This window comes from Paenibacillus barcinonensis, assembly GCF_003217495.1.
GTDB classification, from domain to species: domain Bacteria; phylum Bacillota; class Bacilli; order Paenibacillales; family Paenibacillaceae; genus Paenibacillus; species Paenibacillus barcinonensis.
The window spans coordinates 201,389-227,552 of record NZ_QJSW01000004.1; the positions used below are offsets into that span (position 1 = coordinate 201,389).

General features: G+C 47.2%; 22 protein-coding genes and 1 pseudogene. 19 read left to right on the forward strand and 4 right to left on the reverse strand.

What is annotated here, in order from left to right:
• Positions 1-6: 6 nt before the first annotated feature.
• On the reverse strand, positions 7-1,203 hold the full coding sequence (locus tag DFQ00_RS08550; RefSeq protein WP_208643770.1) for a helix-turn-helix transcriptional regulator: 1,197 nt from the start codon (positions 1,201-1,203) through the stop codon (positions 7-9).
• Positions 1,204-1,369: 166 nt separating this feature from the next.
• Between DFQ00_RS08550 and DFQ00_RS08555 the strand changes: the two genes are divergently transcribed.
• The 10 genes from DFQ00_RS08555 to DFQ00_RS08600 all read left to right on the forward strand — a co-directional run bounded on the left by DFQ00_RS08555 (position 1,370) and on the right by DFQ00_RS08600 (position 13,023).
• Positions 1,370-2,107 carry a class I SAM-dependent methyltransferase gene (locus DFQ00_RS08555; RefSeq protein WP_244213741.1) on the forward strand — a complete coding sequence of 246 codons (738 nt, stop codon included), beginning with the start codon at positions 1,370-1,372 and terminating at the stop codon, positions 2,105-2,107.
• Positions 2,091-3,194, forward strand: coding sequence for a saccharopine dehydrogenase family protein (locus DFQ00_RS08560; protein ID WP_110896067.1), 1,104 nt, complete (start codon positions 2,091-2,093; stop codon positions 3,192-3,194). The genes DFQ00_RS08555 and DFQ00_RS08560 overlap by 17 nt, the downstream gene beginning before the upstream one ends.
• 97 nt (positions 3,195-3,291) lie before the next feature.
• Positions 3,292-3,585: a hypothetical protein gene (locus tag DFQ00_RS08565; protein ID WP_110896068.1), complete on the forward strand. Its 294-nt coding sequence runs from the start codon at positions 3,292-3,294 to the stop codon at positions 3,583-3,585.
• A gap of 75 nt (positions 3,586-3,660) precedes the next feature.
• A complete protein-coding gene (locus DFQ00_RS08570; RefSeq protein ID WP_110896069.1) occupies positions 3,661-4,953 on the forward strand; it encodes an amidohydrolase in 1,293 nt (430 codons plus the stop codon).
• Positions 4,954-5,037: 84 nt separating this feature from the next.
• Complete coding sequence (locus DFQ00_RS08575; protein ID WP_110896070.1) at positions 5,038-5,289, forward strand: S-layer homology domain-containing protein; 252 nt, start codon at positions 5,038-5,040, stop codon at positions 5,287-5,289.
• Between the two features lie 198 nt (positions 5,290-5,487).
• Complete coding sequence (locus DFQ00_RS08580) at positions 5,488-7,449, forward strand: ABC transporter ATP-binding protein/permease (RefSeq protein WP_110896071.1); 1,962 nt, start codon at positions 5,488-5,490, stop codon at positions 7,447-7,449.
• A 28-nt stretch (positions 7,450-7,477) separates the two neighbouring features.
• Positions 7,478-8,146, forward strand: a complete 669-nt coding sequence (locus tag DFQ00_RS08585) for a response regulator transcription factor (protein WP_110896072.1) — start codon at positions 7,478-7,480, stop codon at positions 8,144-8,146.
• Positions 8,143-9,477 (forward strand): HAMP domain-containing sensor histidine kinase, encoded by a 1,335-nt coding sequence (locus DFQ00_RS08590; RefSeq protein ID WP_110896073.1) that lies wholly within the window; start codon positions 8,143-8,145, stop codon positions 9,475-9,477. The genes DFQ00_RS08585 and DFQ00_RS08590 overlap by 4 nt, the downstream gene beginning before the upstream one ends.
• 301 nt (positions 9,478-9,778) lie before the next feature.
• On the forward strand, positions 9,779-11,614 hold the full coding sequence (locus tag DFQ00_RS08595) for a UbiD family decarboxylase (protein WP_110896074.1): 1,836 nt from the start codon (positions 9,779-9,781) through the stop codon (positions 11,612-11,614).
• A 305-nt stretch (positions 11,615-11,919) separates the two neighbouring features.
• Positions 11,920-13,023 carry an HD-GYP domain-containing protein gene (locus DFQ00_RS08600; protein WP_110896075.1) on the forward strand — a complete coding sequence of 368 codons (1,104 nt, stop codon included), beginning with the start codon at positions 11,920-11,922 and terminating at the stop codon, positions 13,021-13,023.
• Positions 13,024-13,167: 144 nt separating this feature from the next.
• On the opposite strand, the gene DFQ00_RS08605 is transcribed toward DFQ00_RS08600, so the two are convergent.
• A complete protein-coding gene (locus tag DFQ00_RS08605) occupies positions 13,168-14,382 on the reverse strand; it encodes an MFS transporter (RefSeq protein ID WP_110896076.1) in 1,215 nt (404 codons plus the stop codon).
• Between the two features lie 308 nt (positions 14,383-14,690).
• On the opposite strand from DFQ00_RS08605, the gene DFQ00_RS08610 reads away from it, so the two are divergent.
• Together DFQ00_RS08610 and DFQ00_RS08615 are read left to right on the forward strand one after the other, a co-directional pair.
• A complete protein-coding gene (locus DFQ00_RS08610; RefSeq protein ID WP_110896077.1) occupies positions 14,691-15,272 on the forward strand; it encodes a TetR/AcrR family transcriptional regulator in 582 nt (193 codons plus the stop codon).
• 21 nt (positions 15,273-15,293) lie between these two features.
• Complete coding sequence (locus DFQ00_RS08615; protein ID WP_110896078.1) at positions 15,294-15,764, forward strand: SRPBCC family protein; 471 nt, start codon at positions 15,294-15,296, stop codon at positions 15,762-15,764.
• Positions 15,765-15,957: 193 nt separating this feature from the next.
• Here the strand turns inward: DFQ00_RS08615 and DFQ00_RS08620 are convergent, their stop codons facing one another.
• Positions 15,958-16,983 (reverse strand): LacI family DNA-binding transcriptional regulator, encoded by a 1,026-nt coding sequence (locus DFQ00_RS08620; RefSeq protein WP_110896079.1) that lies wholly within the window; start codon positions 16,981-16,983, stop codon positions 15,958-15,960.
• Between the two features lie 369 nt (positions 16,984-17,352).
• On the opposite strand from DFQ00_RS08620, the gene DFQ00_RS08625 reads away from it, so the two are divergent.
• The 6 genes and pseudogenes from DFQ00_RS08625 (at position 17,353) to DFQ00_RS08650 (ending at position 24,043) form a co-directional block, all read left to right on the forward strand.
• Positions 17,353-18,402 (forward strand): 2,3-butanediol dehydrogenase, encoded by a 1,050-nt coding sequence (locus DFQ00_RS08625; RefSeq protein WP_110896080.1) that lies wholly within the window; start codon positions 17,353-17,355, stop codon positions 18,400-18,402.
• 183 nt (positions 18,403-18,585) lie between these two features.
• Positions 18,586-19,899 (forward strand): hypothetical protein, encoded by a 1,314-nt coding sequence (locus DFQ00_RS08630; RefSeq protein WP_110896081.1) that lies wholly within the window; start codon positions 18,586-18,588, stop codon positions 19,897-19,899.
• Positions 19,900-20,221: 322 nt separating this feature from the next.
• Entirely contained in the window at positions 20,222-21,325 is a 1,104-nt protein-coding gene (locus tag DFQ00_RS08635; RefSeq protein WP_110896082.1) for an NADH:flavin oxidoreductase, read from the forward strand.
• Between the two features lie 470 nt (positions 21,326-21,795).
• The gene (gene nagZ / locus DFQ00_RS08640) at positions 21,796-23,142 is read left to right on the forward strand and encodes a beta-N-acetylhexosaminidase (protein WP_244213742.1); all 1,347 of its coding nucleotides are present in this window, start codon (positions 21,796-21,798) and stop codon (positions 23,140-23,142) included.
• 54 nt (positions 23,143-23,196) lie between these two features.
• Positions 23,197-23,452: pseudogene (locus DFQ00_RS30255) on the forward strand (ABC transporter permease); the annotation flags it as partial.
• 195 nt (positions 23,453-23,647) lie between these two features.
• On the forward strand, positions 23,648-24,043 hold the full coding sequence (locus tag DFQ00_RS08650; RefSeq protein ID WP_110896083.1) for an Asp23/Gls24 family envelope stress response protein: 396 nt from the start codon (positions 23,648-23,650) through the stop codon (positions 24,041-24,043).
• A gap of 65 nt (positions 24,044-24,108) precedes the next feature.
• Here DFQ00_RS08650 and DFQ00_RS08655 read toward each other — a convergent pair whose 3' ends face one another.
• Positions 24,109-24,945 carry an AraC family transcriptional regulator gene (locus DFQ00_RS08655; RefSeq protein ID WP_110896084.1) on the reverse strand — a complete coding sequence of 279 codons (837 nt, stop codon included), beginning with the start codon at positions 24,943-24,945 and terminating at the stop codon, positions 24,109-24,111.
• A 207-nt stretch (positions 24,946-25,152) separates the two neighbouring features.
• Here DFQ00_RS08655 and DFQ00_RS08660 point away from each other — a divergent pair, with 207 nt between their 5' ends.
• Positions 25,153-26,157 carry an aldo/keto reductase gene (locus DFQ00_RS08660; protein ID WP_110896085.1) on the forward strand — a complete coding sequence of 335 codons (1,005 nt, stop codon included), beginning with the start codon at positions 25,153-25,155 and terminating at the stop codon, positions 26,155-26,157.
• Positions 26,158-26,164 lie beyond the last annotated feature (7 nt).

The following is a 26,164-nucleotide window of genomic DNA, read 5'->3' on the forward strand; positions in this document are numbered from 1 at the left end:
TTATCACTACAGTTCCCCGGATAATTGAAAGCGGGAAACAAAATGCCAGATTAATTCACGGCGTGAGGACACCTCTGTTTTGGCAAAGATGGACTTGAGATGATCCTGAACGGTGTATACCGAGATATGCATAGCCGCCGCAATTTCTTTTGAAGAAAAACTGCGCAGTACGTAAGCGAGCAGTTCGCGCTCCCGTGCAGATAATCCGTAACGTTCGGACAGGAGGGGCAGTACGTCCTGAGGCAGAGCTTGCTCTAGCCAAACTGCGATATGCTCGCGCTGAATGGCGGGCTGAGTGTCTTTTGGCTGCTGCATCCAACTTGCATGAAGCAGGAGATATCGTCCGTCTAACAGCTGAACACAGACTTTGGACAAAGGATAAGCTGTATGACCGAATGTGGAAGCAGTACTGGCGCTCGTTTCAGTATCTTTTCCAGCACCACTCCCGGCATAATCAGTTTCCGCACCTGCTTCGGTAACCGTCCTCGTTCCTATACGATCCGATTGCAGCAGATGAGAGCATACTGCACGGATGGGCCTCGGAAGCACATCGGGTCCAACTTGCTCCAGTCGATGCAGCTCCGATAACCAGTAACGTGCGGCAGCATTGTTCATGACAGGTTCAAATGACGTATCTAGCAGCATAATGCCGGGCTCCTCGGGACTTTTACCTGTCAGCTCGTCCGTAAGGGACAGGCGAGTGGTGCGAAGCATGAGTGCAATTGAGGCTGCCCAGTGCTGCATAAGCAAACGTTCTTCTTCCGAGAAGGCAGGAGAGTTCTGTCTGCGATATAACGTGAGATGTCCAAAGCAAGCACCGTGATCCACGAAAACGGCGCGCAGCTCATCACCGATTCCGGCAGGCAACAAAATATTCGTATAACGAGAGCTGGGCTCAGAGCGCATTGGAAGTGAAGCTTGTAAAATCGCGGTATGCTGGCCGGATTGAATCAAATCCGCATATTTATGGATGTCATCTTCCATATATTCATTGAGAAACAGCTGTTTATGAATAGCTTCTATGCCATCCTCTGTGACTGCGCCTGTGGAGAGAAGTGTCGAAGGATCTACGGTGTTGAAGCAGTAAGCATCGTAAGTGATGACTGTTTTAATTTGTTTCAATACAGCTTCCCGGTAGGTACGGGAGGTCCAGTTTCCTTTTTCAAGTGAAGTCATACGGTTTAGATTCTGGTGAGTAAGCAAGCTTGACAAGCGGATTCGCTCCTTCCCGATTCTTCTTCTCTCTTGGTTATCCGAGTTTTTCTATATCCCATACTTCTGGGATGGTGGTCTGCTCGCTTCCTTTTATAATGAAATTAGACGAATGTAGAGTCAAGTCTAACTTCCTATTCAGAGGGGTGCAGTAGCGATGAAAGAACATATATATGACAAAGTTACACATTTGGGAGGAAGCCAGGCTATGAGCTGGGACGCGGCAGATCTGGGTCGATATGAACAATCTATAACACTCAAAATTCCCGGTTACGATCACATGCACCATATGATGGAACAGCTGCTTGCGGCTTCGATTACAAATAACAACGATATTCACATCCTCGTCACGGGTGCCGGAGGCGGCAAGGAGCTTGCGCTGCTTGGTGCGAATCATCTGGATTGGCAGCTGACAGGCATGGATACGTCTTCCCGGATGCTGAAGCTGGCACAGCAAAAGGCAGAGGAAGCCGGGATCACGGGACGGACTACACTGCTTCAAGGCACGATTGAACAGTTGCCCGCGACAGTCTTATATGATGGTGCAACGTGTATGCTTATGCTTCATTTTATCCAGGGGATGGAGGCGAAAAAAACATTTTTGCAGCATCTGGCCCAAAGGCTCAAGCCTGGCGCACCTCTAATCATTGCGGCAGTTGACGCGGACCTTGCATCTCCGGCCTATCCAGTCATGATGAAGGCGTGGAGGGAGCATATGCTGCAAGCGGGTATTCTTGCTGAGGAATGGGAGAGATTTACGGCTTCACTCGGTCAACAGTCTGACCCTGTATCCGGCGAACTCATGGTGGAACTGCTTGGAGAATGCGGTTTTTGCGGGATGACACGTTATTTCGGAGCGTTCTGGGTGGAGGCATATTATGCGATCAGAGACTGAACAGAAACGGACGAGCATGAAGGATCAGATCTGGGTCATTGGCGGGTACGGTCAAGTAGGACAGATGATCTGTACTCAACTGGCGGCGGAATTTCCGGGCAAAGTATGGGCAGCGGGTACAAGGCGGGAAAGAGCCGAACAATTCAGCCGTCAAACGGGTGGAGCTGTTAAACCACTACAGCTGGATATTACGAAATCGGTGGACTCGGGCATGCTGCGAAACGTTAAAATGGTCATCATGTGCGTCGATCAGCACGATACCCGGTTTGTTGAAAGCTGTGCCAAGGCTGGAACGGATTATGTAGATATTTCTGCTAAAGCTGATTTTTTGACACAGGTGGAGCGATTGCATTCCATGCTGCAAGCTTCAGGCTCCACGGCGATTCTCAGTGTGGGATTATCTCCGGGCATCACAAATTTGCTTGTACGTGAGGCCGCAGCACATCTGGATCAGATGCAGGAAGCGGATATCACCATAATGCTCGGGCTTGGAGAGAAGCATGGCAAAGCTGCAGTTGAATGGACTGTGGATCATATGAGCATCACATACGATGTTATGCGGCAAGGAGAGCTTGTCCCCGTTCAGAGTCTCAGCGGTGGGAAGAAGATTGATTTTGGAGATGGACTGGGGCAGCGAATGGCGTACCGATTCCCGTTTTCGGATCAACGGGCTGTCGCTCGAACGCTGCATATTCCCAACGTTTCAACCAGACTGTGTCTGGATTCCCGCTGGATTACAAGAGCGCTGTCGGTTTCCAGACGGGCGGGACTGCTTAAACTGCTACGGTTGCCTTGGGTTCGTCAGGCAGCGGTCAACGCTTTTGCCTGGATACCAGGCGGTGAACCGATGTTCGCGGTAAAGGTGGATGTTACAGGCTGGAAAAATGGGCAGTACACCCATGTGGAACAGCGTATCGTAGGTGATAAGGAAGCTGTGGTAACCGCAGACGTGGCTGCAGCTGTGGCAAAAAGAGTCTATGCTACCCCTCACCAGGCAGGTGTTTATCATGTGGAGCAGTGTTTCACTTTGAAGGATATTCAGGATGAGCTTGCCAAGCAGTTGAAGGTAGTTACGAAGATCAGCTGAATGATTCTGAAAAGCATCAGGGATAAAGTCATTTTTGCCCGCGAGCTCCAATCTGCTATGATGGAACTATGACCTATAGCACGATTGGAGGGGAAACATGGATCATATCGCCGTATTGCCGTATTACAGAATACAGCGAGAAGTGACTGGCCTTGCGCAAGAGATTGAGATGAACGCCCGTACCATGACCCTTTATTCGGATCGAATCGTGACCAAGTACAGGGAGTTCCTTATTACTGAAGTGTTTGACATGTCTTTCCGCCGGATGGGGGATGAAGGTGGTTTCTTCTATCTGCATACCAGTACGGGTGTATTCCCGTATATGGTTGAGATTGATCCTGAGCCGTTTATACGTATTTTTCAGCAAGTGTCGATTGCCCGCTTAAAATGATTGACCTTACCGCTGCGTCAAGCCTTACGCTGGATTAGCAATAAATACAGCCAATCCAGAGGAGATGTGTGTGATATGAGTATTTTGATTCAGCAAGCTACAATTCTAACGATGCAAGATAACGAATCCCCCTTTATGGGGGATATTCGTATTGAAGGAGATCGAATTGTGCAGATCGCAGGTCATATTGCTGTTCAGCCCGGAGATGATGTGCTGGATGGTCGCAGTAAACTTGCCATGCCCGGTCTGGTGAACGCACATCAGCATTCGCCGATGAGCCTATTGCGTGGTTTTTCCGATGATCTCAAGCTGATGGACTGGCTGGACCGCAAGATGCTGCCCGCGGAAGCAAGAATGACACCCGAAGATATTTATTGGGGGGCCAAACTATGCATAGCGGAGATGATTCGTTCGGGAACGACCGCTTTTGCAGATATGTACATTCACATGAATGAAATTGCAGAAGCGGTTTTGGAGACAGGCATTCGTGCATCGTTGACACGTGGAATGGTCTTTATGGAGGAAGATGGGGGCCGCAGACTGAAGGAAGCGGTTGACCTGGTGCAGCGCTGGTCAGGAAAAGCGAATGGGCGGATTACGACGATGTTTGGGCCGCACTCTCCGTATACTTGTCCGGTGGAACCGCTGCGTGAAGTGATTGCGATGGCGGTGAGGGACGATATTCCCTTGCATATTCATCTCGCGGAAACGATAGAAGAAGTGCAGAAGATTCACAGCCGTTATAACATGACACCAACGGAGTATTTGGTGGAAGCTGGTATGTTTGAGCAGACCCATGTGCTGCTGGCTCACGCGGTTCATCTTAGCGCAAGTGATGTTCGCAGGTTGAAGGGCATGCGCGGTGGTGTGGCTCATAATCCGGTGAGTAATCTCAAGCTTGGTTGCGGCATTGCACCGATTGAAGCGATGAGGACCGAAGGCATTACGGTGGGGCTTGGCACAGATGGAGCAGGAAGCGCAACAACACTCGATATGTTTGAGGAGATCAAGGCGGCATGCTGGCTGCAAAAGCTGGATTACGGTGATCCAACACGTCTGCCTGCGCCTGATGTGCTGCATATGGCAACCCGCGGCAGTGCAAAATTGCTGTCGGTTCACGATGAAGTGGGCATGCTGGCGCCTGGATATAAAGCCGATCTTATTTTGATTGACCTTGCCAAACCTCATCTCCAGCCCATACACAATGTGGAGTCACTGGTGGCTTATAGTGTGAATGGAGCGGATGTGCATACCACGATTGTGGATGGACAGATCCTGATGCGTGATCGAAAGCTGCTAACGCTGGATGAGGATGAGCTGTACCGTGAGGTAAATGTGCGAGCGAAGCGTATTGTTGAGGGAATTTAAAAATTGTCTTGCTTGAATCAATAACACAAAGGGAGGAACTGTTACAGCTTCCATCCGAGCAGCGAAATATCCCGAGCTGAAGCGATGACCATCGTTTCACGTGCTATGAAGCTGGTGGAGCTGGCGCAAGCGGATGCTTCTGAAACAGCGAATCTGCTTGGGAAATACAGCGATGGTAACAAAGTTCAGCCGTGGGCTGCTGAATCTGTAGCATCGGCCATCAAGCAAGGTTTGGTACAGGGGGCTGATGGTAAGCTGATGACGGATACAGACGTAAGCCGTGCACAGACAGCATCGATGGTGAAGCGTTTGCTGACCAAAGCGGGATTGATTTAATTTTTTGTGATATCAAATAAGCTTTTACTTTGTTGATTCTGTAATCCATGCACCTGTGGTGACTTGAAGATGTACTTCAAGCCGCTGCGGGTGCATTTTTGTGCTCCGATGCTCCAGTTCATAATCAGTTCACAAACGAGTGATAGGATGTGTTCACAAGCAAGATTTTATTTTACAGAAACAGGAGTGGAAGAATACATGAGAATACTGGAAGTAGAAAATGTACGTAAATCATACACATTATACGGCAAAGAAAAAGTGCCTGTTCTACATGGCTTGAGCCTGAGTTTTCAGACTGGAGAGTTTGTGTCAATTCTTGGTGAATCGGGATGCGGGAAATCCACACTGATGAATATCATTGGGGGAATGGACTCCGATTACGAGGGGAACGTGGTGGTTCGGGGGCAAAACCTGAGTGAGATGACCGAGAAAGAGATGGATGATTATCGTAAAAACAATGTCGGCTTTGTGTTTCAAAATTTTAATTTGATTCCCCATCTGTCCGTAATTGAAAATGTGACCATTGCGATGCAGATGACAGATACCGATGTTAAGGAGCGAACACAGCGAGCCATTGATATTTTGACTGAAGTCGGATTGAAAGAGCATCTGCACAAACGCCCTAACCAGCTGTCCGGGGGACAGAAGCAGCGAGTATCTATTGCCCGTGCTTTATCCAATAATCCTGATATTATTCTTGCAGATGAGCCTACAGGGGCGCTGGATCGGGAGAATGGAGATCAGATTCTGAGGCTGCTGGATAACATTGCGCAAAAAGGGGTACTGGTCTTGGCGGTAACCCACTCCCAGAAAGTTGCAGATTCCGGCACAAGAATTGTGAGGATGGAGGAGGGAAGCATTGCAGAGGACATTCAATTAAGAGAACGCTCCGATGCAGTAAACAAGTCGGAGCATGCCTCCTCCCGCAGTCTTGGTCTGTTCGCATCTTTTCGAATGGCACTCCAAAATATGAAACTTAACATGAAACGAAATGTGTTGGTTGCTTTAGGTGGTTCTATCGGGATATTAAGTGTGCTTCTGATGTTATCGCTCGGTAATGGCATCACCACCTATATGAACGATGAGATTAATGCCAGTATGGACCCTTTACTGGTGGATATTACGAAACCAAGTGCGACATCCCAGGACTTGCGGGGCCCACAGGCTTTAATGGCGCCGGGAGAAACGTTTACCAAGGATGACATCGAAACGATACGACGGTTCCCGAATGTAGAGCATGTTGAAACGATCACTTCCATTACAGGAAAATCAACCCTTTTGTATAACGAGCAAAGCAGGGCACTCGCACAGCTTACAACCCTTACCGATTCGTTCGACCCTGCTTTGCTTGTAAAGGGAGCGCTGCCTGCCGATAATCAAATGTTACTGCCGAAGACTGCTGCTGATCAGTTAAGCGGTAACCAGGCTGACTCCATGCTTGGTAAGACAGTCACCTTATATATCACTGATATGGATGCGAATCATAAACCGGTTACTTTAGAGAAAAAATTGACGGTTTCCGGGTTGTATGATGCAGCAGAGCCGCGATCACCTATGCAGCAGACGCCAGGATACATCTCTTCACAAACACTTGAGAAGTTATATTCAGATCATAATATTACAATAGGTCCTATTCAGGTGAATGCTTATGCAACTGATATGAAATATGTCAATGATATTAATAAAGAGGCAGTAGATGCAGGGTTTACAGGTTCTCAGATGGCCAAAATAATGGAGAATATCACAACATACGTCAGTATGGCGACCATCGTACTGGCAGGTATAGCAGGCATATCGCTGATTGTATCAGGCATTATGATTCTGGTTGTGTTATACATCAGTGTCGTGGAGCGGACCAAAGAGATTGGAATTTTACGAGCCATCGGTGCAAGGAAAAAGGATATTCGGCGAATCTTCTTCTCCGAGTCTGCCCTGTTGGGTGCATTTAGTGGTATTATTGCGGTAATCGCGGCACTTGGCATCAGTTATGTGCTCAATATTTTGCTCAAACAAGCGTTTGGGGCAGAATTAATTCATCTATCGGGTAGCTATATGCTGTTTGGCTTCGCTGTAAGCACAGGAATTAGCGTAATAGCTGGCCTGATGCCATCTTCAAAAGCTGCAAAGCTGGACCCCATGGAATCTCTACGGTACGAATAAAGTTTATGTCGGGAAGGAACATGTACAGATGAACACCGTTCTTGTCGTGGATGATGATGCGCATATCCGTAAATTGATCCGAATTTATCTTGAGAAAAATCAGCTATCCGTGCTGGAAGCCTCTGATGGGGAGGAGGCACTGAACCTGCTATCCACCACCAAGGTTGATCTGGTAATCGTGGATGTGATGATGCCCCGGATGGACGGAATTGAATTGACTCAGGATATTCGCTCCTATATGGATATTCCCATTCTGATGGTGACAGCCAAGGGAGAATCCCGAGACAAGGTTAAAGGCTTCCGTGTTGGTACGGATGACTATGTGGTTAAACCGTTTGATCCTGTGGAGCTGGTTCTGCGGGTACAGTCCTTATTGAAAAGATATAATAAAAGTCTGTCGCATATCATTCAGCTTGGCAGAGTGAAGATTGATCTGGATCGTTTGACCGTGGAAGCAAACGGAAGCACGATTGATCTGAAAAAAAAGGAATGTGAGCTGTTATTTTCGCTCGCCAGCAAGCCGGGTAAAATATGTACTCGTAATCAGCTCATATATGATATCTGGGGCATGGATTATGAAGGGGATGAGCGGACCGTGGATGTGCATATTAAACGTTTGAGAGAAAGGCTGGAATCGGTCTCGCAATTTACGATTTCAACCGTCCGTGGACTGGGATATCGACTGGAGCTCACATGAAATTTATAAGGAACAGTTTACGTTTTCGCATTGTTGCTACTTTTATCGGCATTGTTGTCGTCAGTCTGGTGTTAACCTTTATTGTGCAAAATGACTTTGGAAAAAATACGCCAAACGACGCTATGTCTAATGTAGCAGAGGATGTTGCAGCATTGATTCTTCTCATGGATGATCCGCATCAATTGCAAACGGGCTTACGAGTGTTTGAAAAGTATGGCATGAACATTACGCTGGTGAACAAGCAAAGTGAGGTGCTTGCTTCTTTACCTGAAGAGCAGGTTAGGACTTTATTTGAACCTGGCCGAACGAAGGCAGTCATTTTCAAAAATCAAAATGGTGTAGCTACAGTAGGGGTTCCGGGGCGGAGTGAAGGGGATGCCGTATTGATTCAAAATGACTTCTCCCCCCTGTTTCATACATTAAGACAAACCCTTCTCTCTTCTCTGTTAACCGTGCTGATCATTGGCAGCCTATTCATTCTGCTGATGTCGAGATTTATTGTCAAGCCCATCAAACAGCTGACAGCTGCGGCACAAAAAATGTCTTCAGGGGATCTCACCGTGCGGCTAAAGTACAGGAATCATGATGAATTCGGAGAATTGATGGAGAGCTTTAACCAGATGGCGAGAGAACTGCAAAAGATTGATTCAATACGAGAGGACTTTGTCAGTAACGTTTCTCACGAAATGCAGTCTCCGCTGACCTCGATTCGGGGCTTTACGAAGGCGATTCAGGATGGTCTGATTCCTCCCGAGGAGCAGAAGGAGCACCTTGAGATTATCTACGAGGAGACCTTGCGGTTGTCGAGACTTAGCGATAATCTGCTTCGCCTGGCGTCGCTGGATTCCGAGCATCATCCCACGAGCTTCAGGCTGTTTCAACTGGATGAGCAATTGCGAAAAATTATTGTGCTGGCAGAGCCGCAGTGGTCAACGAAAAATGTAAATATGGAGCTGGAGCTGTTACCCTGCACCATAGAGGCAGATGAAGATTTGTTTGATCAGGTCTGGCAAAATATATTAGGCAATGCCATCAAATATACAGATGTAGGCGGAAGTATATATGTTGATATGAGGGAAGGGCCCTCTGGTGTGAACGTGCACATTCGGGATACGGGAAAAGGTATTCCGCAGGAGGCATTGCCACATATCTTCGATCGGTTTTATATGGTGGATAAGGCGCGGAGCAGCTCTCTCAAGGGCAACGGACTAGGCTTATCCATTGTCATCAAAATATTGAACCTGCATGAGTGTACCATTGATGTCACAAGTGCTGTGGGTGAAGGTACGGAGATGGTGATAACGATTCCGCGAAAGCGATTGTGCTTATGATGCTTCGTGAGAATGAGCAGCAATAACGTAATGAGAGGTAAGGCTGTTAATGATGCAGAGCTGCCAGTTCCGATAAACCGGGACCGAGGTGTGTTCTGCATTTGTTGTATAGTTTTCTTTGTTTACCGGCAGATCATTTGATAAAATAGAAGAGACGTGCAGTGCATATTTTAATATAGTTAGAACAGAAGAAGGCATACAGCCTGTTACAGCAGGCGCTTTTGTCATATCGCATTGTACGTGTATGTGAATATATGAACATAATCAAGCTATTCTATTATAAACAGAATGGAGCCATCCGATGAAATATCGTAATATGGAAGATTGCATTAACGATCTGGAGCAGCATGGACATCTGATCAGGGTGAAGGAGCAGGTCGATCCGAATCTGGAGATGGCTGCGATCCACATGAAGGTACATGAAGCCAAGGGCCCGGCGCTATTATTTGAAAATGTAAAAGGTTCCAGGTTCAAAGCCGTTTCCAATCTGTTCGGCACAGTTGAACGCAGTAAGTTCATGTTTCGCGATACACTAGAAGGTGTTCAGCGTGTTATGGCCGTGCGGGACGATCCGATGAAGGCACTCAAAACCCCACTGAAACATATAAGTACGGGACTTGCGGCCTGGCAGGCCTTGCCTAAGCAGAAATCCATCAGTCTTCCTGTGTCAGCTCAGGAGATCCAGATCTCCGATCTGCCTCTTATCAAGCACTGGCCCATGGATGGAGGCGCATTTGTGACGCTGCCTCAGGTGTATTCGGAAGATCCAGACAAACCGGGCATTATGAATTCCAATCTGGGCATGTATCGTGTGCAGCTGAGTGGTAATGATTACGAGATGAACAAGGAGATTGGCTTGCATTACCAGATTCATCGGGGAATCGGTATACATCAGGCTAAAGCCGTGAAAAAAGGTGAACCGCTCAAAGTCAGCATTTTCATCGGTGGGCCGCCCGCACATACGCTATCTGCGGTAATGCCGCTGCCTGAAGGACTGAGCGAGATGACCTTTGCAGGTCTGCTGGCCGGCCGCCGTTTTCGTTACAGCTATAGGGATGGCTACTGCATCAGTAATGATGCGGACTTTGTCATTACGGGGGAGATTTACCCTGGCGAGACAAAGCCGGAAGGGCCGTTTGGGGATCATCTGGGGTATTACAGCCTGACACATGAATTCCCATTGATGCGTGTGCATAAAGTATATGCCAAACCGAATGCAATCTGGCCGTTTACGGTTGTAGGTCGTCCGCCGCAGGAGGATACCGCCTTTGGTGATCTGATTCATGAGATTACCGGAGATGCGATCAAGCAGGAAATTCCGGGTGTAAAGGAGGTTCACGCTGTAGATGCTGCTGGTGTGCATCCGTTATTGTTTGCGATAGGCAGTGAGCGTTATACCCCGTATACCGATGTGAAGCAACCGACAGAGCTTCTGACCATTGCCAATCGTATTCTGGGTACAGGTCAGCTCAGTCTGGCGAAGTATCTCTTCATCACAGCTGAGGACAAGCAACCTTTGGATACACATCGAGAGGTGGAGTTCCTGACCTATATGCTGGAGCGTATCGATTTGCAGCGTGATATTCATTTCTATACCCATACGACGATAGATACGCTGGATTATTCAGGAACAGGACTCAATAGCGGCAGCAAAGTAGTGATGGCTGCATATGGGGACAAGATTCGTGAGCTGTGCAGGGAAGTGCCGGAAGCCTTAAAGAATGTGCGCGGATACGAAAATGCACAGCTCATCATGCCTGGCATAGTTTCCGTTCAGGCTACGGCCTTCACTTCTTATGAACATACCGCGCGAGAGATGCAAGAGTTTGCGGCTGCTTTGCAGGAGCATGGCGGGCTGGAGACTTGTCCGATGATTATCGTGTGTGACGACAGCGCGTTTATGAGTGCAAATCTTAACAATTTTCTGTGGGCTACCTTCACACGTAGTAATCCATCCCATGATATGTATGGGGTAAACAGCAGTTATGCTCACAAGCACTGGGGCTGTGACCAGGTCATTATTGATGCACGAGTGAAGCCCCATCAGGCTCCACCACTTGTTGCCGATCCATCTGTAGAGAAGGGTATCGAACGCTTTTTTGCAAAGGGTGCAAGTCTCGAATCCATTAAACTGTAACAGCACTTTGTAACAGGAAGTACAGGGAGTCCGAACCAGGTTGGACTTCCTTTTTTATGCGTTGATGTTGTGGAAAAGTCTGGAGAGCAGATCAGAGCCCTCTTCGTGTTTAAATAACCGGGACAAATCGACGTTTTACCTATAAGGATAAAGTCTCACTTGTTCATATTTATCTATATGATTAAGGTCGTTTGGACTATGTAAAAAATCTGGAATTTAAACGATATTAAGAAGTATAGGTATGTCTTGGCCCCGTTCCATCCGGGAGCTGTTAACTATAATCATGTGTTCAGGGGGAGTTCCGATTGAGAATCCATATTATGAACCTGCAGGACGGGGACCGTCTGACAGCAGATACGTTCAGCGAAGCAGGACTGCACATTCTCGGGAAGGGGACTGTGATTCGAAGCGAGGATATTACCTTGCTTATGCAGCATCGGGTAGATTACGTAGATATCGAAGCGCGTAATGAAGAGATCAGCGAAGCAGAATTTTTTGCAGCTTCATTGAAACATGCAGCTGGATCAAGCGCCAGCACCAGCGCGAGCACTAAAGAACAACTGCCTGAGGAAGAGATGAAGCCTCAATTCCTTCAGACTGTACATAATTATCAAAATGCTTTTCTGGAAGCGCTGACTGTAGGCAAATTTAACGTATCCATGGTTGACGATGCATTGCAGCCAATGGTCGAAGGGCTTGATGAGCAAAAGGACGTTGTGCATCTCCTGATGATGCTGGAGCGAGATGACGTGAACAACTATACCCATTCCATCCAGGTAGGTCTGTTATCCTTTTATATCGCAAACTGGATGGGGTATTCCCAGGCCGAAAGCTATAAGATCAGCCGCGGGGGGTATTTGCATGACATCGGAAAATGTAAGGTCTCTCATCGGATTCGAAATAAAACAGAGGCTCTGACCCCGGAGGAGCAGCTTGAACTACAGCGTCACACGATATATGGACATGAAATTATCAAAAACTCCATGACAGATGAAGCGACTGCTTTGGTCGCTTTGCAGCATCATGAGCGGGAAGACGGCTCAGGCTATCCGATGCAGCTTGGAAAGGGCGAGATACACCCTTATACTCAAATCGTCTCTGTAGCAGATATTTATATTGGCATGCGATCCGGCAATCATGGAGCAAGTAATCCAAACCTGATTAACAATCTTAGAGATATTTACGGGATGGGTTTTGGTAAATTAAACGAGAAGGCGGTTCAGGCGTTAATGCAGCATTTGCTGCCTAACTTTATCGGTAAGCAGGTGCTGCTGAGCAATGGGGAAAAAGGTGTCATTGTCATGAACAATGCTTCCGATATTTTCAAGCCGCTAATTAAAGTGGAGTCCGAAGAATACCGCGATCTGTCCAAGGAGCGTTCTCTTTCAATCCATGAGCTGTTGATCTAGTAACGTTGCAATGAAGTGTTCCATGACGTCTCCAATGGCGTGGGTTCAATAAAATAAATCCTGTGAACAAGCCTCGTGTCATTCGATAAGAGGCTTGTTTGAGCTGTTTGATGTGTTCAAGGATCATCAAACTCATGTTAGGAGTCAAGCAAGACAATCGGATTTGCGATCTATCAGCCAAACCAGCAAAGCGAGGGTGCTCACAGCTGCACCTGACCAGCAAACGCCTGTCCAGCCTGCGTAGGCATATCCTTGAGTGGATATGATGGAGCCAGCTGCACTACCGATGGAATAGAAGATCATATAGGATGCAGTCAAGCGGCTTTGGGCTTCGGGTCTGACCTGATAGATCAAGCTCTGATTGGTGACATGTACAGCCTGGACAGCAAGGTCGAGTACAATAATACCCACGATGAGGAACCACAATGAAGTGTGTAACATTCCGATACATGCCCAGGACAAGACTAAAATAACGAGTGCAAGGCCTGTTGTTCTCTGACCATATCCGCGATCCGCTTGTTTCCCTGCCTTCGCGGCGGCAAGTGCGCCTGCAATACCCGCAAAGCCCATCGCCCCAATAGCACTATGTGACAACGATATCGGGGGTGCACTGAGCGGCAGTACGATGGAAGTCCAGAACATGCTGAAGGCCGCAAATATGAGCATGGCAAGTAGCCCGCGGATACGAAGTATACGCAACTCTGCGTATAATTGCAGGGTGGAGCGAAGCAACTGCAAGTAGCTGAGCTTGGACGGGCTGGATGATTGCTTCGGAAGCATGTGAATTAAGACGACAACGCTGATTAAAGTCAAGCTGGCTGACAATAAATAAACGGATCTCCAGCCAAGCCAGTCATTCATTACACCTGCGACAGTTCTTGCAAGCAAAATGCCGATAACTATACCGCTGGTCACCCGGCCGACGATCGCTCCCCGCTCAGATTCGGCTGACAGATGGGCTGCATACGCAACAAATGTCTGTGTAATAACGGCTAATAAACCGATCGCGGCAAGAGCTGTGAATAGAACAGCATGTGAAGCAGCAGTGCCTGCGCCTAATAAGGCAACGGCCGAAAGACACATTTGCACAATGATCAGCTTGCGAGGAGGGATAAGGTCGCCAAGCGGAACAAGCAACAGCAGACCGAGAGCATACCAAATCTGTGTAACCGTAATTACGATGCCAATCACTCCAGTAGACAGATCAAAATCCCGGGCAATAGAATCCAGCAAGGGCTGCGCATAATAGATATTGGCTACAGATAGGCCGCTACACACCGCAAATACCCAAGCGAGTGTGCGGGTTATACCTTGTTTTTTGGGTGTAGATAATTGTGAATTTTGAAGCGGGGTTTGCATTCGAAAGACCTGCCCTTCTATTATGTACTGATCAGTATGTTATAATCGGGATTAACACTATATTTTTTTTCTAAAGATGTCAATCAAGGAATTTCTGGCGCATAATGTTAGATAGGAGATTTAGAGTTGATATTGGGACAGCAAGGTAGAGAAATATGAGTATAAGATTGTAAAATAAGGGAAGGACAAGCCTGCTTTCTTAATGAGAACACATAATGGCACAGGGGGATGAAGGATTATCATTTTGATTTTTGTATAATTCGAGTTAAAATAGTAATGTACTGTTCGATAAATAAAGGGGCGGTGTTATGGTTAGAAAACGGGAGTTTAACACAGATGAGGCGCTTGACGCTGCCATGCACGTATTCTGGGTTAAAGGGTTCGAAGCGACGTCACTCACAGATTTAACTACAGCGATGGGGATTCAGCGGCCCAGCTTGTATGGAGCGTTTGGCGATAAAAAGGAGTTGTTTGAACGTGTGCTTCGTAGATATACGAACGTTCATGCGGCAGAGATTAGAGCACGGCTGGGCCATGGAGAATCCGTCATAGAAGCAATACGAGAGGTTTTTGAGCAGATTGCAGCCGAGGGCCGGGCCGGTGATCCTGCTTACGGGTGCTTTTGTATCAACACAATGGTTGAACTTGCTCCTCACGAGCCCAAATTTGCAGTCTTAACACGGGAGCATCAGATGTACCTGGCCGTTATTTTCAGAGAGGTTGTCGAAAGAGGGGTGCGGAGCGGAGAGCTGGAAGGGCACCTTAATGCAGGTCTTGCGGCACACTCACTCGTGATGTCTATGATTGGATTAACGGTATTGATGAAATCAGGCCCGGATCGTCAGTTTGTAGAGCAAAGCATTCAGGCGGCATTATCTGTGCTGCAATAGCGTGTTAGAGGAGGCTTGCGAATGATCGAAGTGACCACAGTGACCCGAATACATGCTCCGATAGAACTTTGCTTTGATACTGCACGTGATATTGATGTACATACCCGTACAGTATGGAAGCATACGCAGGAACGAGCGATTGCTGGTGTCACCAACGGCAGGATTGGTCCTGGAGATACAGTGACCTTTGAGGCTGTACATTTTGGAATAAGACAAACGCTAACTTCACGTATCACAGCGTATGATCGCCCTTACCTGTTTGTTGATCAGATGCAGAAGGGAGCGTTCAAGAGCATGTGTCATGAGCATCATTTCAGCGTGTGCGGGGAGCAGGAGACCTGTATGAGAGACACACTGCGATTTGAAGCGCCACTTGGAGTGCTCGGATGGGCTGTAGAACGGCTTATCCTGCAAAGATACATGCAGGCTTTTCTGGAAAGTCGTAATGAGAGGCTTAAAGCTATGCTTGAGCGATATACTGTATCAGAGTAAGAGTAAGAGTAAGAGTAAGAGTAAGATACTGCATCTCAGCATTGCATTTACGATTCAATTTCCATTGTCGAAAACATGAAGCAATAGGGTGAAATAGGACTCTCCCTGTTCGTTGAATGCAAAAAAACGGCGCTTAGTCAAGTCGTTGTACTGACTCGACTAAGCGCTCTTTTGTTTGTCATAGGAAGTTCCTTCAACGCAATGAGGAGCGAATCATGGCTACGCTGGACTCGCGGACAATCAGGCGTGGTTCAAACTGAATGTGCTCATAATCCGTCGTACTCATCTCGCGAATTCGTTTGAGCAGCAGTTCGGTAGCAAGCCGAGACACTTCTTCGCCCATAATGGATACCGAACTGATCTGAGGTGAGGAAACGGTTGTCCATTGATTGTTATCCACGCCCACCACAGCAACGTCTTCCGGCACACGTACGCCCAGCTCCTTGAAGCGATTCACAAGCCCAATAGCAACCATGTCATTGATGGCGTACACCGCATCCGGCATATGGGTTAAGCCGTAAAAGTAGTCGGCTGCACTTGCTCCCGTAGCTAATGAGAAGTCTTCCCCGAAATAAACGAGTGAAATATCCACATGTCCCACAGCCTGCTCGTAAGCGCGATAGCGCTCTTCAATGATATCCTTAGGGGCGCCGGCATAGGCAATACGGGTGCGTCCGATTTTAAACAAATGCTCCATGACGAGTTTACCTTCAGGCTGTGATAAGGACACGATGTCAGCCTGAATGCCTGGCTCCAGTTTTTTGCCGTAGTTAATAATCGAGATCGGGATCGAAGCTTTGTTAATTAGTGCAGGTAACGTTTTTGGATAGGCCAGCGGCATGAAAATAAGACCGTCCACGTGCAGCTTTTTTACATTACGTATCGTTTCGAGTTCCGTTCTTGCATTACCCGCAGTATTGATCTGCACGATGTGATATCCATGCTGCTTTGCAGTTTGCTCCACAGACCAGGAAATTTCCGGGATGATGGCGTTGCGGATATCAGGAACAACGAGTGCAATCTGGTGCGTTTGCCGAATTTTCAGGCTCTGTGCAGAGGTGTTGGGCACAAATCCCAGCTCTTCAATGGCCTGCATCACTTTATCTCGTGTTGCACTGCTAATCCCTTCCGCATTGTTGATGGCCCGGGATACCGTTGCAATTCCTACACCGGCACGTTCAGCGACATCCTTAATCGTGATTTTCTGTTCTTTACTCACTTGTATTTGACCTCACTTCATCGGAAACGATTCCGTATTTTCGGCTTATGTATGTTTTGCAAGGTAGGCATATAACTTGATTATACCATTGGTAAAGGGCATCAGCCCGCCTGCAAAACGAAAACCATGTAAAATGATGCATTTTTATGTTTATTTTTCTAATAAATTATCAAAAATAAACGAAAAAGCAAATGGATGTTCGAAATAAGCGAGTATTTTAGCTTCAGATCAAGGCGCGGCTACTGCGTTTCCTCACAGTTTTGACATATTTGCAAGGGAATTTGTTTGACAGCGTATCTCAAATGTGACATATTTAATTTACGGAAACGTTTCCGAATATGCTGAAAAATCATTTGGGAGATGAATTGAATGAAAGCATTACGTTGGCATGGTGTTAAAGATTTGCGTTTGGAAAATATTACTGAACCTCAGCCTGAACAAGGCCAAGTGAAAATAAAAGTACAGTGGTGCGGGATCTGCGGTAGCGATCTGCATGAGTACACAGCCGGCCCTATTTTTATCCCTGCTCAAGATCCACATCCTCTAACAGGGGAGAAAGCGCCTATCGTTATGGGACATGAGTTTTCTGGACAAGTTGTTGAGGTGGGAGAAGGCGTAACTCGTTTTCAGGTTGGTGATCGTGTAGTTGTAGAGCCGATCTATGCATGTGGTCATTGCGAAGCATGCAAACAGGGCAGATACAATCTGTGTGACAAGATGGGATTTCTGGGGCTTGCAGGAGGCGGTGGTGGATTTTCCGAATATGTAACTGCAGCCGAGAGCATGTTGCATCCCATTCCTGAATCAATCTCCTATGAGCAAGGGGCTTTGGTTGAGCCTTCCGCAGTAGCTTTGCATGCTGTGCGTCAGAGCAAACTGAAAGTGGGTGATACTGCGGCAGTGTTTGGTGCAGGTCCAATCGGTCTGCTTGTGATCGAAGCGCTTAAAGCGTCCGGGGCTTCCGATATTTATGTCGTGGAGCTGTCGAAAGAACGCAAAGCAAAAGCAGAGGAACTGGGTGCTATCGTCATTGATCCTACAGAATATAATGTTGTTGAAGAGATTCATCGGCGCACGCAGGGCGGGGTGAATGTGGCTTATGAAGTAACGGGTGTTCCACGTGTTCTGCAGCAAGCAATTGATTCAACGCGAATTGGTGGCGAATTGATGATTGTGAGTATTTTTGAACAGGAAGCGCCGATTATGCCGAATTCTGTTGTCATGAAAGAGCGCACGGTGAACGGTATTATCGGTTATCGCGATGTGTTCCCGGCTGTAATCAGCTTGATGGAAAAGGGCTTCTTCCCGGCAGACAAGCTGGTGACTAAACGAATTGCTCTGGATGACGTTGTGGAGCATGGTTTTGAAGCGCTGCTGAAAGAGAAAAATCAAGTGAAAATTCTGGTTAAGGCCGAGTAGGTCTTGAGTTTGAGTTGATTATAACCTAGGTAGACACCTTCATCTTTGGATGGGAGTGTCTACTTTTTTTGCTAAAAAGGGCGGAATTTGTTGCAGTTTCAGTACATTTTACATACTATAAAAGGATACAAAATGTATCGTTTCATATTAACGTGAGCCATCATGTTGGAGGAGGGAACGGACATGCAAAGGAAAGTAACATGGACAGCCATCGCACTGGCTTTTCTCGCCGGAGCAGGTTGGATGTTTATGGGGAGTGCCAAGCACAAGGCGGCTGCACCGGCGGCAAGACCTGTTTCAAACGAGCGAGGTACCGTCCATGTGGCAAGTGCACCATTACAGTCGGCAGATGTGACAAACAAGCTTGAACTACTCGACAGGCCTTTTAAGAAGTCGCCTTACGCGAACAACGTCTGGGACATGCAGCTCTACAAGGGCCGAATCTATCTGGGTCATGGAAACAGCAGTAATGTAGGACCGGCGCAGAACGCGGGGCCGATACCTGTCATTTATTACGATACAGCCAGCGCAGCAATTCAGACACAGTCGGTCACTAACAGCAATCCGAGCATCTTGCCTTCAACCAAAAAGGTTGTGGATGAAGAGCAGATTGATATCTACAAAGTGCTCAATGGCAAGCTGTACATTCCGGGCAATGATTCCGACGGCGAGAGCTGGGATTGGGGCAATTTCTATCGCTTGGATGGAGAGGTCTGGACCAAGTATCGCAATTTGCCATTAGGTGTGCATGTGTATGATATGGCTTCTTATCAAGGCAAGCTTTTTGCTGCACTGGGCACCGAGAAAAAACCGCTCGTACTGATCTCCCATGATGACGGGGAAAGCTGGCAACAGTTTGCTACAGTTAACGGTATGGGTGCCAGAGTGTATACGATGTTTCAAATCAAGGGTAAATTATATGCTTCAACGATGATGTACCCTGCGAACAACTTATGGGGTGACAAGACGAATCTGCTTGAGATTAATGAACGTTTGGAGAAAAGAGATGTGGTCGTTTACGGAAGTAAAATACTTCCAGGGCTGACGTACCAGCAAGGTACAACTCCTTATAACAAAATCGGCAAAAATGTTAACTATAAAGACAAACTCGTGTATATCGCAGGCAGTATATTTAATGATTCGCAGCTATTGCCTAAATCACTGAATGTGATGACGGATATTAATCAGGCGAGACGTGTCATGCTGCCTGATCCCAATGCGTTACCTACTGATTTGCTGGTGCGTGACGATAAGGTGTATGTGCTCACGTATACAAGGAAGCAAACCAGCCTTTACGTAAGCCGTGTTTATCAAAGCAGTGATCTGAACACATGGAGTGAAATTTTACGATTTACCCAGGATACGTATGCCAAGTCGTTCGAGGAGCATGGTGGAGATTTTTATTTTGGGCTGGGCACGGACCCGGACGTTTTGTCTCCTTCTTCTGGAAAGCTTTTGCGGGTGAAACGGGCGAATATCCCTGTAAACTCAAATTGAAAAAGAAGGAATATTATGGATTATATACTATGCTGCATCCACATTATTGGTGACCACGAGAGGTGCAGATTGTACTCCTTCTGTGCAAGGCAGTTTGTGACATTTAGCTTATTCAACAGCGGCTTGTACAGGGCTGTTCTTTTTTTTGTCTAACCTTGTACGTGAGAAATTTGTTTGAAAATAAAAATAAGAATCTATAAAATGGATAAAGAACAAGATTCATGACAGTCGACAGGCGTATGACTGCTGTATTCATCCGAAGCATGTCACATTTCAAGGTAAGTGAGAAAAGTATACTTCCCATAGCAAAGGAGACTAAATCATGAATGTATCTTCAACTTTATTCAAACCATTCACTTCCGACAAGCTTACCTTGCCTAACCGAATCGTTATGGCACCGATGACACGCGGATTTTCCCCGAGCGGTGTGCCTGGGCCCGAAGTGGCCGACTACTATCGTCGTAGAGCGGCGGGTGGTGTGGGGTTGATTATTACGGAAGGCACGGGCATTAATCATCCTGCTTCCGTCAGTGGGGAGAGCATTCCGCTATTCCATGGCGAACAGTCTTTACAGGGCTGGGCTAATGTGGTCAAGGCTGTGCATGAGGCTGGCGGTAAAATTATGCCTCAGCTATGGCATGTCGGTACGGCACGTCGTGCTGGAGATTTGCCTAATCCGGACGCTCATCCTGTAAGTCCTTCGGGTGTCAGCATGGCGGGTGAAGCTGCATATGAGCCATTAACCGAGGTAGAGATTCAGGAGCTGGTTCAGGCTTATGCCCAAGCGGCAGCCGAGGCCAAACGCATCGGGTTTGACGGTATTGAGCTGCATGGTGCGCATGGATACCTGATCGACCAATTTTTCTGGGGACAGACCAATCGAAGAACGGACAAATATGGCGGTGATCTGGTTAGCCGGACACGGTTTGCGGTCGAGGTTATCGAGGCATGCCGGGCTGTCGTAGGACCTGATTTCCCGATTGTGCTTCGTTTCTCACAGTGGAAAATGGGGAGTTACGAGGCTCGACTTGTTGAGTCACCCGCAGAGCTGGAGCAGTTTCTGAAGCCGCTGAGTGCGGCTGGTGTAGATATATTCCACTGTTCTACACGGCGCTTCTGGCTGCCGGAATTCGAGGGTTCGGATCTTAACCTTGCAGGCTGGACTCGTAAAATCACTGGAAAACCTGCCATATCCGTAGGCTCCGTAGGCCTTGAGGCAGAATTTGTGGAGCGGACAGCGGAGAACAAAGGGACTGGAGATGCACATCTTGATGTATTAAACGAGAAGCTGGAGCATGGGGAGTTTGACCTGATCGCTCTGGGGCGTGTGCTGCTCAGTGATCCAGAATGGCCGCTCAAAGTGAAGGAAGGACGCACCTCCGATATTATTCCATTCACAAACGAAGCTTTAACGAGACTGTACTAAATTAAAACGTTAATAAATTTCATTACATGAAAAATTCACAACAGAATGAGCATATTGATTTAACGAATCAAATTATATAATTGTAGAAAATGTTATAACGAAATATCCATCAATAACATGTATGATATGGGAACGAAAGCCGCCGTAAGGCGGTTTTTTGCTGTAGATGTAGATGTAGGCACTTCTTTCCATGCGATTTTCGAACGATCTTTGAACTTAAAAATGAATATTTCAACATATGAAAAATTCACAATAGAAAATCACTTCCTCCGCATCCCTGTTTCTGCTCCAAGATTCGTTTGCGCCCGCTTCGTTTAAACAACGATAAGTACCACACCTCCATGCTCAAAGATACAATTATTTTCGTACCGAACACCTATTTTGAAATTGATGCACCTTATGGTAAGGTAGCCGTGAGCCAGTCTCAAGCTTCGAATGAATTTACAAGGGACAAGAGGAGGCCAATATCCTTGAACAAGTATACAAGTAGAGCACGACATATAAACCGAATTCTAAAACGAATGCAGATGCTGTGTCTGCTCGTAGTTATCATTACGCTTTTAGCAGCGTGTGGTCAGACTGCAACACCTTCTCCTGCCGGGAGCAGTAACGGCGACGCAACGACAAGTCCGAATACATCTTCTTCGGGAAACGATACGGCGGCGCCTCAGGAGGGAACGCAGGGAGGCTCCAAGAATGAAGCGCAGGAAGCAGCAGACCCGGTCAGGAAGCAGCTTGAACAGTTAAGTCTGGACGAGAAGGTGGGACAGATGATCTTGGCTGGTGTGCAGGGCACAACGCTGGATGTACAAGCCAAGCAGATGATTAAAGATCAGAAGGTGGGCGGCGTTATTTTCTATGCGAACAATGTGACGACACTGAAAGGCACCGCAGCATTTGTGCAATCAATCAAACAGGCGAATCAATCCAACCCGGTGCCTATGCTGATGAGTGTGGATCAAGAAGGCGGCAAGGTGAGCCGTATGCCGGATACGGTTGAAGCCATCCCTTCCAATCGCATAGTAGGCAAAACCAATGATCCTGCCCTTGCCGAGCAGATGGGGGCATTGCTGGCGAGACAGATCAAGCTTGCCGGATTTAATGTCGATTTTGCTCCTGTGCTCGATATTAACAGCAATCCCCAAAATCCGGTGATTGGCGACCGTTCCTTTGGCACAACCGCCGATCTGGTTACTCGCATGGGACTGGCCGAAATGAAGGGACTACGGCAGGAAGGCATCATACCGGTCGTTAAGCATTTCCCCGGTCATGGAGATACGTCGGTGGATTCCCATCTGGACCTTCCTGTGGTGAACAAAACGGAGAAGCAGCTTGCAAAACTGGAATGGATTCCGTTCCAGGCCGCAGTGAAGGATCAGGCGGAAGCGGTTATGGTGGCGCATATTTTGTTTCCCAAAGTAGACCCGGACTATCCGGCATCGCTGTCGAGTGTGATCATTGGAGAACATCTGCGCGGGAAGTTCAACTATAAAGGTGTAGTGATTACAGATGATCTGAGCATGGGTGCTATTGCCAAAAATTATTCGTTAGAAAAAGCAACGGTGGCAACCGTTCAGGCGGGAAGTGATATTTTGCTGGTGGCTCATAGCTATGAACGTGCCAAGACGATTTTTGATACATTGATCCGTGCAGTGAAGTCAGGCAAAATCAAGGAATCGCGTATTGATGAAAGTGTGTACCGTATTCTCACATTAAAACAGCAGTACAAGCTGGCTGATGATCAGCAAGCAACCGGAGAGGTTAAGCAGTTAAATGCAGATATTCGAAGCTGGCGCAAACAGCTCGATGCTCGTTGAATAATGCTGTGTCATGATCTGGCTAGGGCAGTATGTACAAGTGCAGATGCTGCCGGCATTATTCTTATTGTAAGCGGTTTGATCGGTATTGTGTTCTTCACCTTCGCGGCAAGCTGGACCTATTTTAGACTGTATGCCGATCTGGAGCGGGATGAGGCGCAGTATCGTATGATTGGTAAAATGGGGCTTAGCCGGCTTCTGTACTGGAATATAGCCTTCAAATTTTTATAGTATTTGTCTCGATGCAGATTGTTTTCTTTGCACTGGTATGCTGCGTTATCTGCGTCATATGTGTTCAAAGCTTGTGTGAAACATCAAATTTATCTTGTACATTTATTACTTTGTATCAGCCTTGGCCGGGAGGTCAGGGCTTCTTTGTGTAGTTAAGCTCGTATTAATCGTTATCTGATGCTGGAAATGTAACTGCTCGCAAACCATGGTAGAATAGAAGGGACAGCACCCATGCTTACAAATTAAAAATAAAAGATCATAAGGAGAGGAACTTATGTCTGAAATTATCGAGAAAAATGCTCCGGAAGCGGAATATATTGCACCTCCAGCTCAGCTGGGAACAATTCATATTTCCAATGATGTTGTGTCCAAAATTGTAGCTATGGCAGCACAGACGACGGAAGGCGTATCATCCATGTATGTTGGATTGACGGAGGGACTTGCCAAAAGCATCAGCGGCAAGAGTATGCAAAAGGGAATTGACGTACATATTCAAAATGATGAAGCGTCGATTCAACTCCGTATTAATGTGCAGTATGGCAGCAAAATGCATGAAGTGTGCCACGATCTGCAGCACAATGTACAGCAGGCCGTGGAGCAGCTGGCAGGTGTGATGGTGAAGGAGGTTAAAGTGCAGGTTGTCGGCATTGCAATGCCTGACAACGTGTAAACGTGTCATTGGTTTTGACTACGTGTAAATGTGTTCTATTTCAAGCAGCAGCTCTTTGTAGATAACTACAGAGAAGCTGCTGCTTTCTTTTTGCGATAATGGGTTGGAGCCTCGCCCATAACCTTTTTGAACATTTTGGAGAAAAGAAGCTGGTCTGTGTAACCGACGGAACGTGCGATATCACCGATGCTGAGGTTCAGATCCATCGTTAATTCGGCTGCTCTGCGCATGCGGTAATGCACAAGATAGGATTGGATGCTGCTGCCGATCTGGTCTTTGAAGAGTGAGCATAAGTAACTGCGCTGTAAACCGATATGCGAGGCGATAGACTGAACTGTAATCGCATTAGCGTAGTTCATTTCGATAAAATCCATCACCTGTGTAACGTACATGTCTTTGCCATGCTCTACAGCGGGTTGCAGGTTTGCGGTATGTGCATGATCAATCAGAATAGCGAAGAACTGATATAACCAGCCGGTCATGCTGATCTCCCATCCCTTGTGGGTCGTGCGGGAATGAATGATTCGGTGCAGACAGGAGCGCATCTCATCGTCTTCGTCACCAAGATCAAAGATCGGCTGCTGCTCAGTTAAACAAGCCTGCTCAAGAAAGGAAGAACTATGCGTGCCCTGAAAGGCAACCCAGCTATACTCCCACGGATCATGCAGATCCGCTTGATAGTGCACTACGGAGTGAGGCACAATGAGGAAGCCTTGGCCCTTGCGCAGATGATAGGTAGTGCCCGCTACTTCAAACGTGCCCTTGCCGTTTAATACATAGTGAATTTTATAATAATCTCTCATGGCTGGACCAAAGTGGTGGCCGGGTGTACACACCTCTGTTCCATAATGAAGCAGCTGCAGCTCCTGAAAATGAGTGTTTTTGAACATATACGTAATCATGATGGTCACTCCTGTATGTGTGCGTTGATTCTTGCATTTTAACATATATGGCGGATTAATTGGTGCTTTATTGAAAGTCAACCCAGGTTGATAACGATCATTTTTCTATATCATTGTAGTGATAAGCCATATCGTTCCCCTGATAAAATGACTAAGATAAAAGGGTGTCAACGGATCAATCCAACCTTACAGAAGAGAGTGAACAATATGCCCTATATTGCAAATGAACAACGATATGATGACATGCACTATGCACGCTCAGGCAAGTCGGGCATTAAACTGCCGCAGATTGCGCTCGGGTTATGGCAGAATTTTGGCGGCAACCGTACGCTGGATATTCAGGAAGAGATGATCTTGCGTGCATTCGATCTGGGCATCAACCATTTTGATCTTGCCAACAACTATGGCCCTCCTCCGGGCTCAGCGGAAGAGAACTTTGGTGTAATCTATCACAAACATCTGCGTGCCTACCGGGATGAGCTGCTGATCTCGTCAAAAGCAGGTTATCATATGTGGAGCGGTCCTTATGGTGAATGGGGTTCCCGCAAAAATCTGATTGCGAGTCTGGATCAAAGCCTGCGGCGTATGGGACTGGACTATGTCGATATTTTCTATCATCATCGTCCAGACCCGGAGACACCGCTGGAAGAAACGATGACAGCACTGGATCATATCGTACGGCAAGGAAAAGCACTATATGTCGGCTTGTCCAACTACAATGCAGAGCAGACCCGGGAAGCTGTGACAATTCTGCGCCGTCTGGGCACACCATGTCTGGTTCATCAGCCGAACTATTCAATGTTGAATCGCTGGATCGAGGATGAGCTGCAGGATGTGCTGCACGAGCAAGGCGTAGGCTCCATTGCGTTCTGTCCGCTCGGGCGCGGGCAGTTAACCAATAAATATGTGGACAAGATCAAGGCAGAACGAGCGAATCCGACAGGTAATTTGAAAAAAGAATCGTACACCGATGAACGCATCGCCAAATTTGAAGCGCTGCAGGCGGTGGCAGAACGTAGAGGACAGACGATCTCCCAGCTTGCACTCAACTGGGTGTTACGCGGAAATCGGGTCACGTCTGCATTAATCGGAGCAAGTCGGGTCTCCCAGATTGAAGAGAACGTGGCCGCGCTCAAGGCTCCTGAACTCACGGCTGAAGAGCTGAACGAAATCGAAGCTGCCTTGACTGGAATCGGTAATTATCCTTGGTAATTCTATA

Coding starts and splice junctions, on each gene's coding strand:
- DFQ00_RS08555 (WP_244213741.1), top strand. CDS start 1,370: ATGAAAGAACATATATATGACAAAGTTACACATTTGGGAGGAAGCCAG.
- DFQ00_RS08560 (WP_110896067.1), top strand. CDS start 2,091: ATGCGATCAGAGACTGAACAGAAACGGACGAGCATGAAGGATCAGATC.
- DFQ00_RS08565 (WP_110896068.1), top strand. CDS start 3,292: ATGGATCATATCGCCGTATTGCCGTATTACAGAATACAGCGAGAAGTG.
- DFQ00_RS08570 (WP_110896069.1), top strand. CDS start 3,661: ATGAGTATTTTGATTCAGCAAGCTACAATTCTAACGATGCAAGATAAC.
- DFQ00_RS08575 (WP_110896070.1), top strand. CDS start 5,038: ATGACCATCGTTTCACGTGCTATGAAGCTGGTGGAGCTGGCGCAAGCG.
- DFQ00_RS08580 (WP_110896071.1), top strand. CDS start 5,488: ATGAGAATACTGGAAGTAGAAAATGTACGTAAATCATACACATTATAC.
- DFQ00_RS08585 (WP_110896072.1), top strand. CDS start 7,478: ATGAACACCGTTCTTGTCGTGGATGATGATGCGCATATCCGTAAATTG.
- DFQ00_RS08590 (WP_110896073.1), top strand. CDS start 8,143: ATGAAATTTATAAGGAACAGTTTACGTTTTCGCATTGTTGCTACTTTT.
- DFQ00_RS08595 (WP_110896074.1), top strand. CDS start 9,779: ATGAAATATCGTAATATGGAAGATTGCATTAACGATCTGGAGCAGCAT.
- DFQ00_RS08605 (WP_110896076.1), bottom strand. CDS start 14,382: ATGCAAACCCCGCTTCAAAATTCACAATTATCTACACCCAAAAAACAA.
- DFQ00_RS08610 (WP_110896077.1), top strand. CDS start 14,691: ATGGTTAGAAAACGGGAGTTTAACACAGATGAGGCGCTTGACGCTGCC.
- DFQ00_RS08615 (WP_110896078.1), top strand. CDS start 15,294: ATGATCGAAGTGACCACAGTGACCCGAATACATGCTCCGATAGAACTT.
- DFQ00_RS08625 (WP_110896080.1), top strand. CDS start 17,353: ATGAAAGCATTACGTTGGCATGGTGTTAAAGATTTGCGTTTGGAAAAT.
- DFQ00_RS08630 (WP_110896081.1), top strand. CDS start 18,586: ATGCAAAGGAAAGTAACATGGACAGCCATCGCACTGGCTTTTCTCGCC.
- DFQ00_RS08635 (WP_110896082.1), top strand. CDS start 20,222: ATGAATGTATCTTCAACTTTATTCAAACCATTCACTTCCGACAAGCTT.
- DFQ00_RS08650 (WP_110896083.1), top strand. CDS start 23,648: ATGTCTGAAATTATCGAGAAAAATGCTCCGGAAGCGGAATATATTGCA.
- DFQ00_RS08655 (WP_110896084.1), bottom strand. CDS start 24,945: ATGATTACGTATATGTTCAAAAACACTCATTTTCAGGAGCTGCAGCTG.
- DFQ00_RS08660 (WP_110896085.1), top strand. CDS start 25,153: ATGCCCTATATTGCAAATGAACAACGATATGATGACATGCACTATGCA.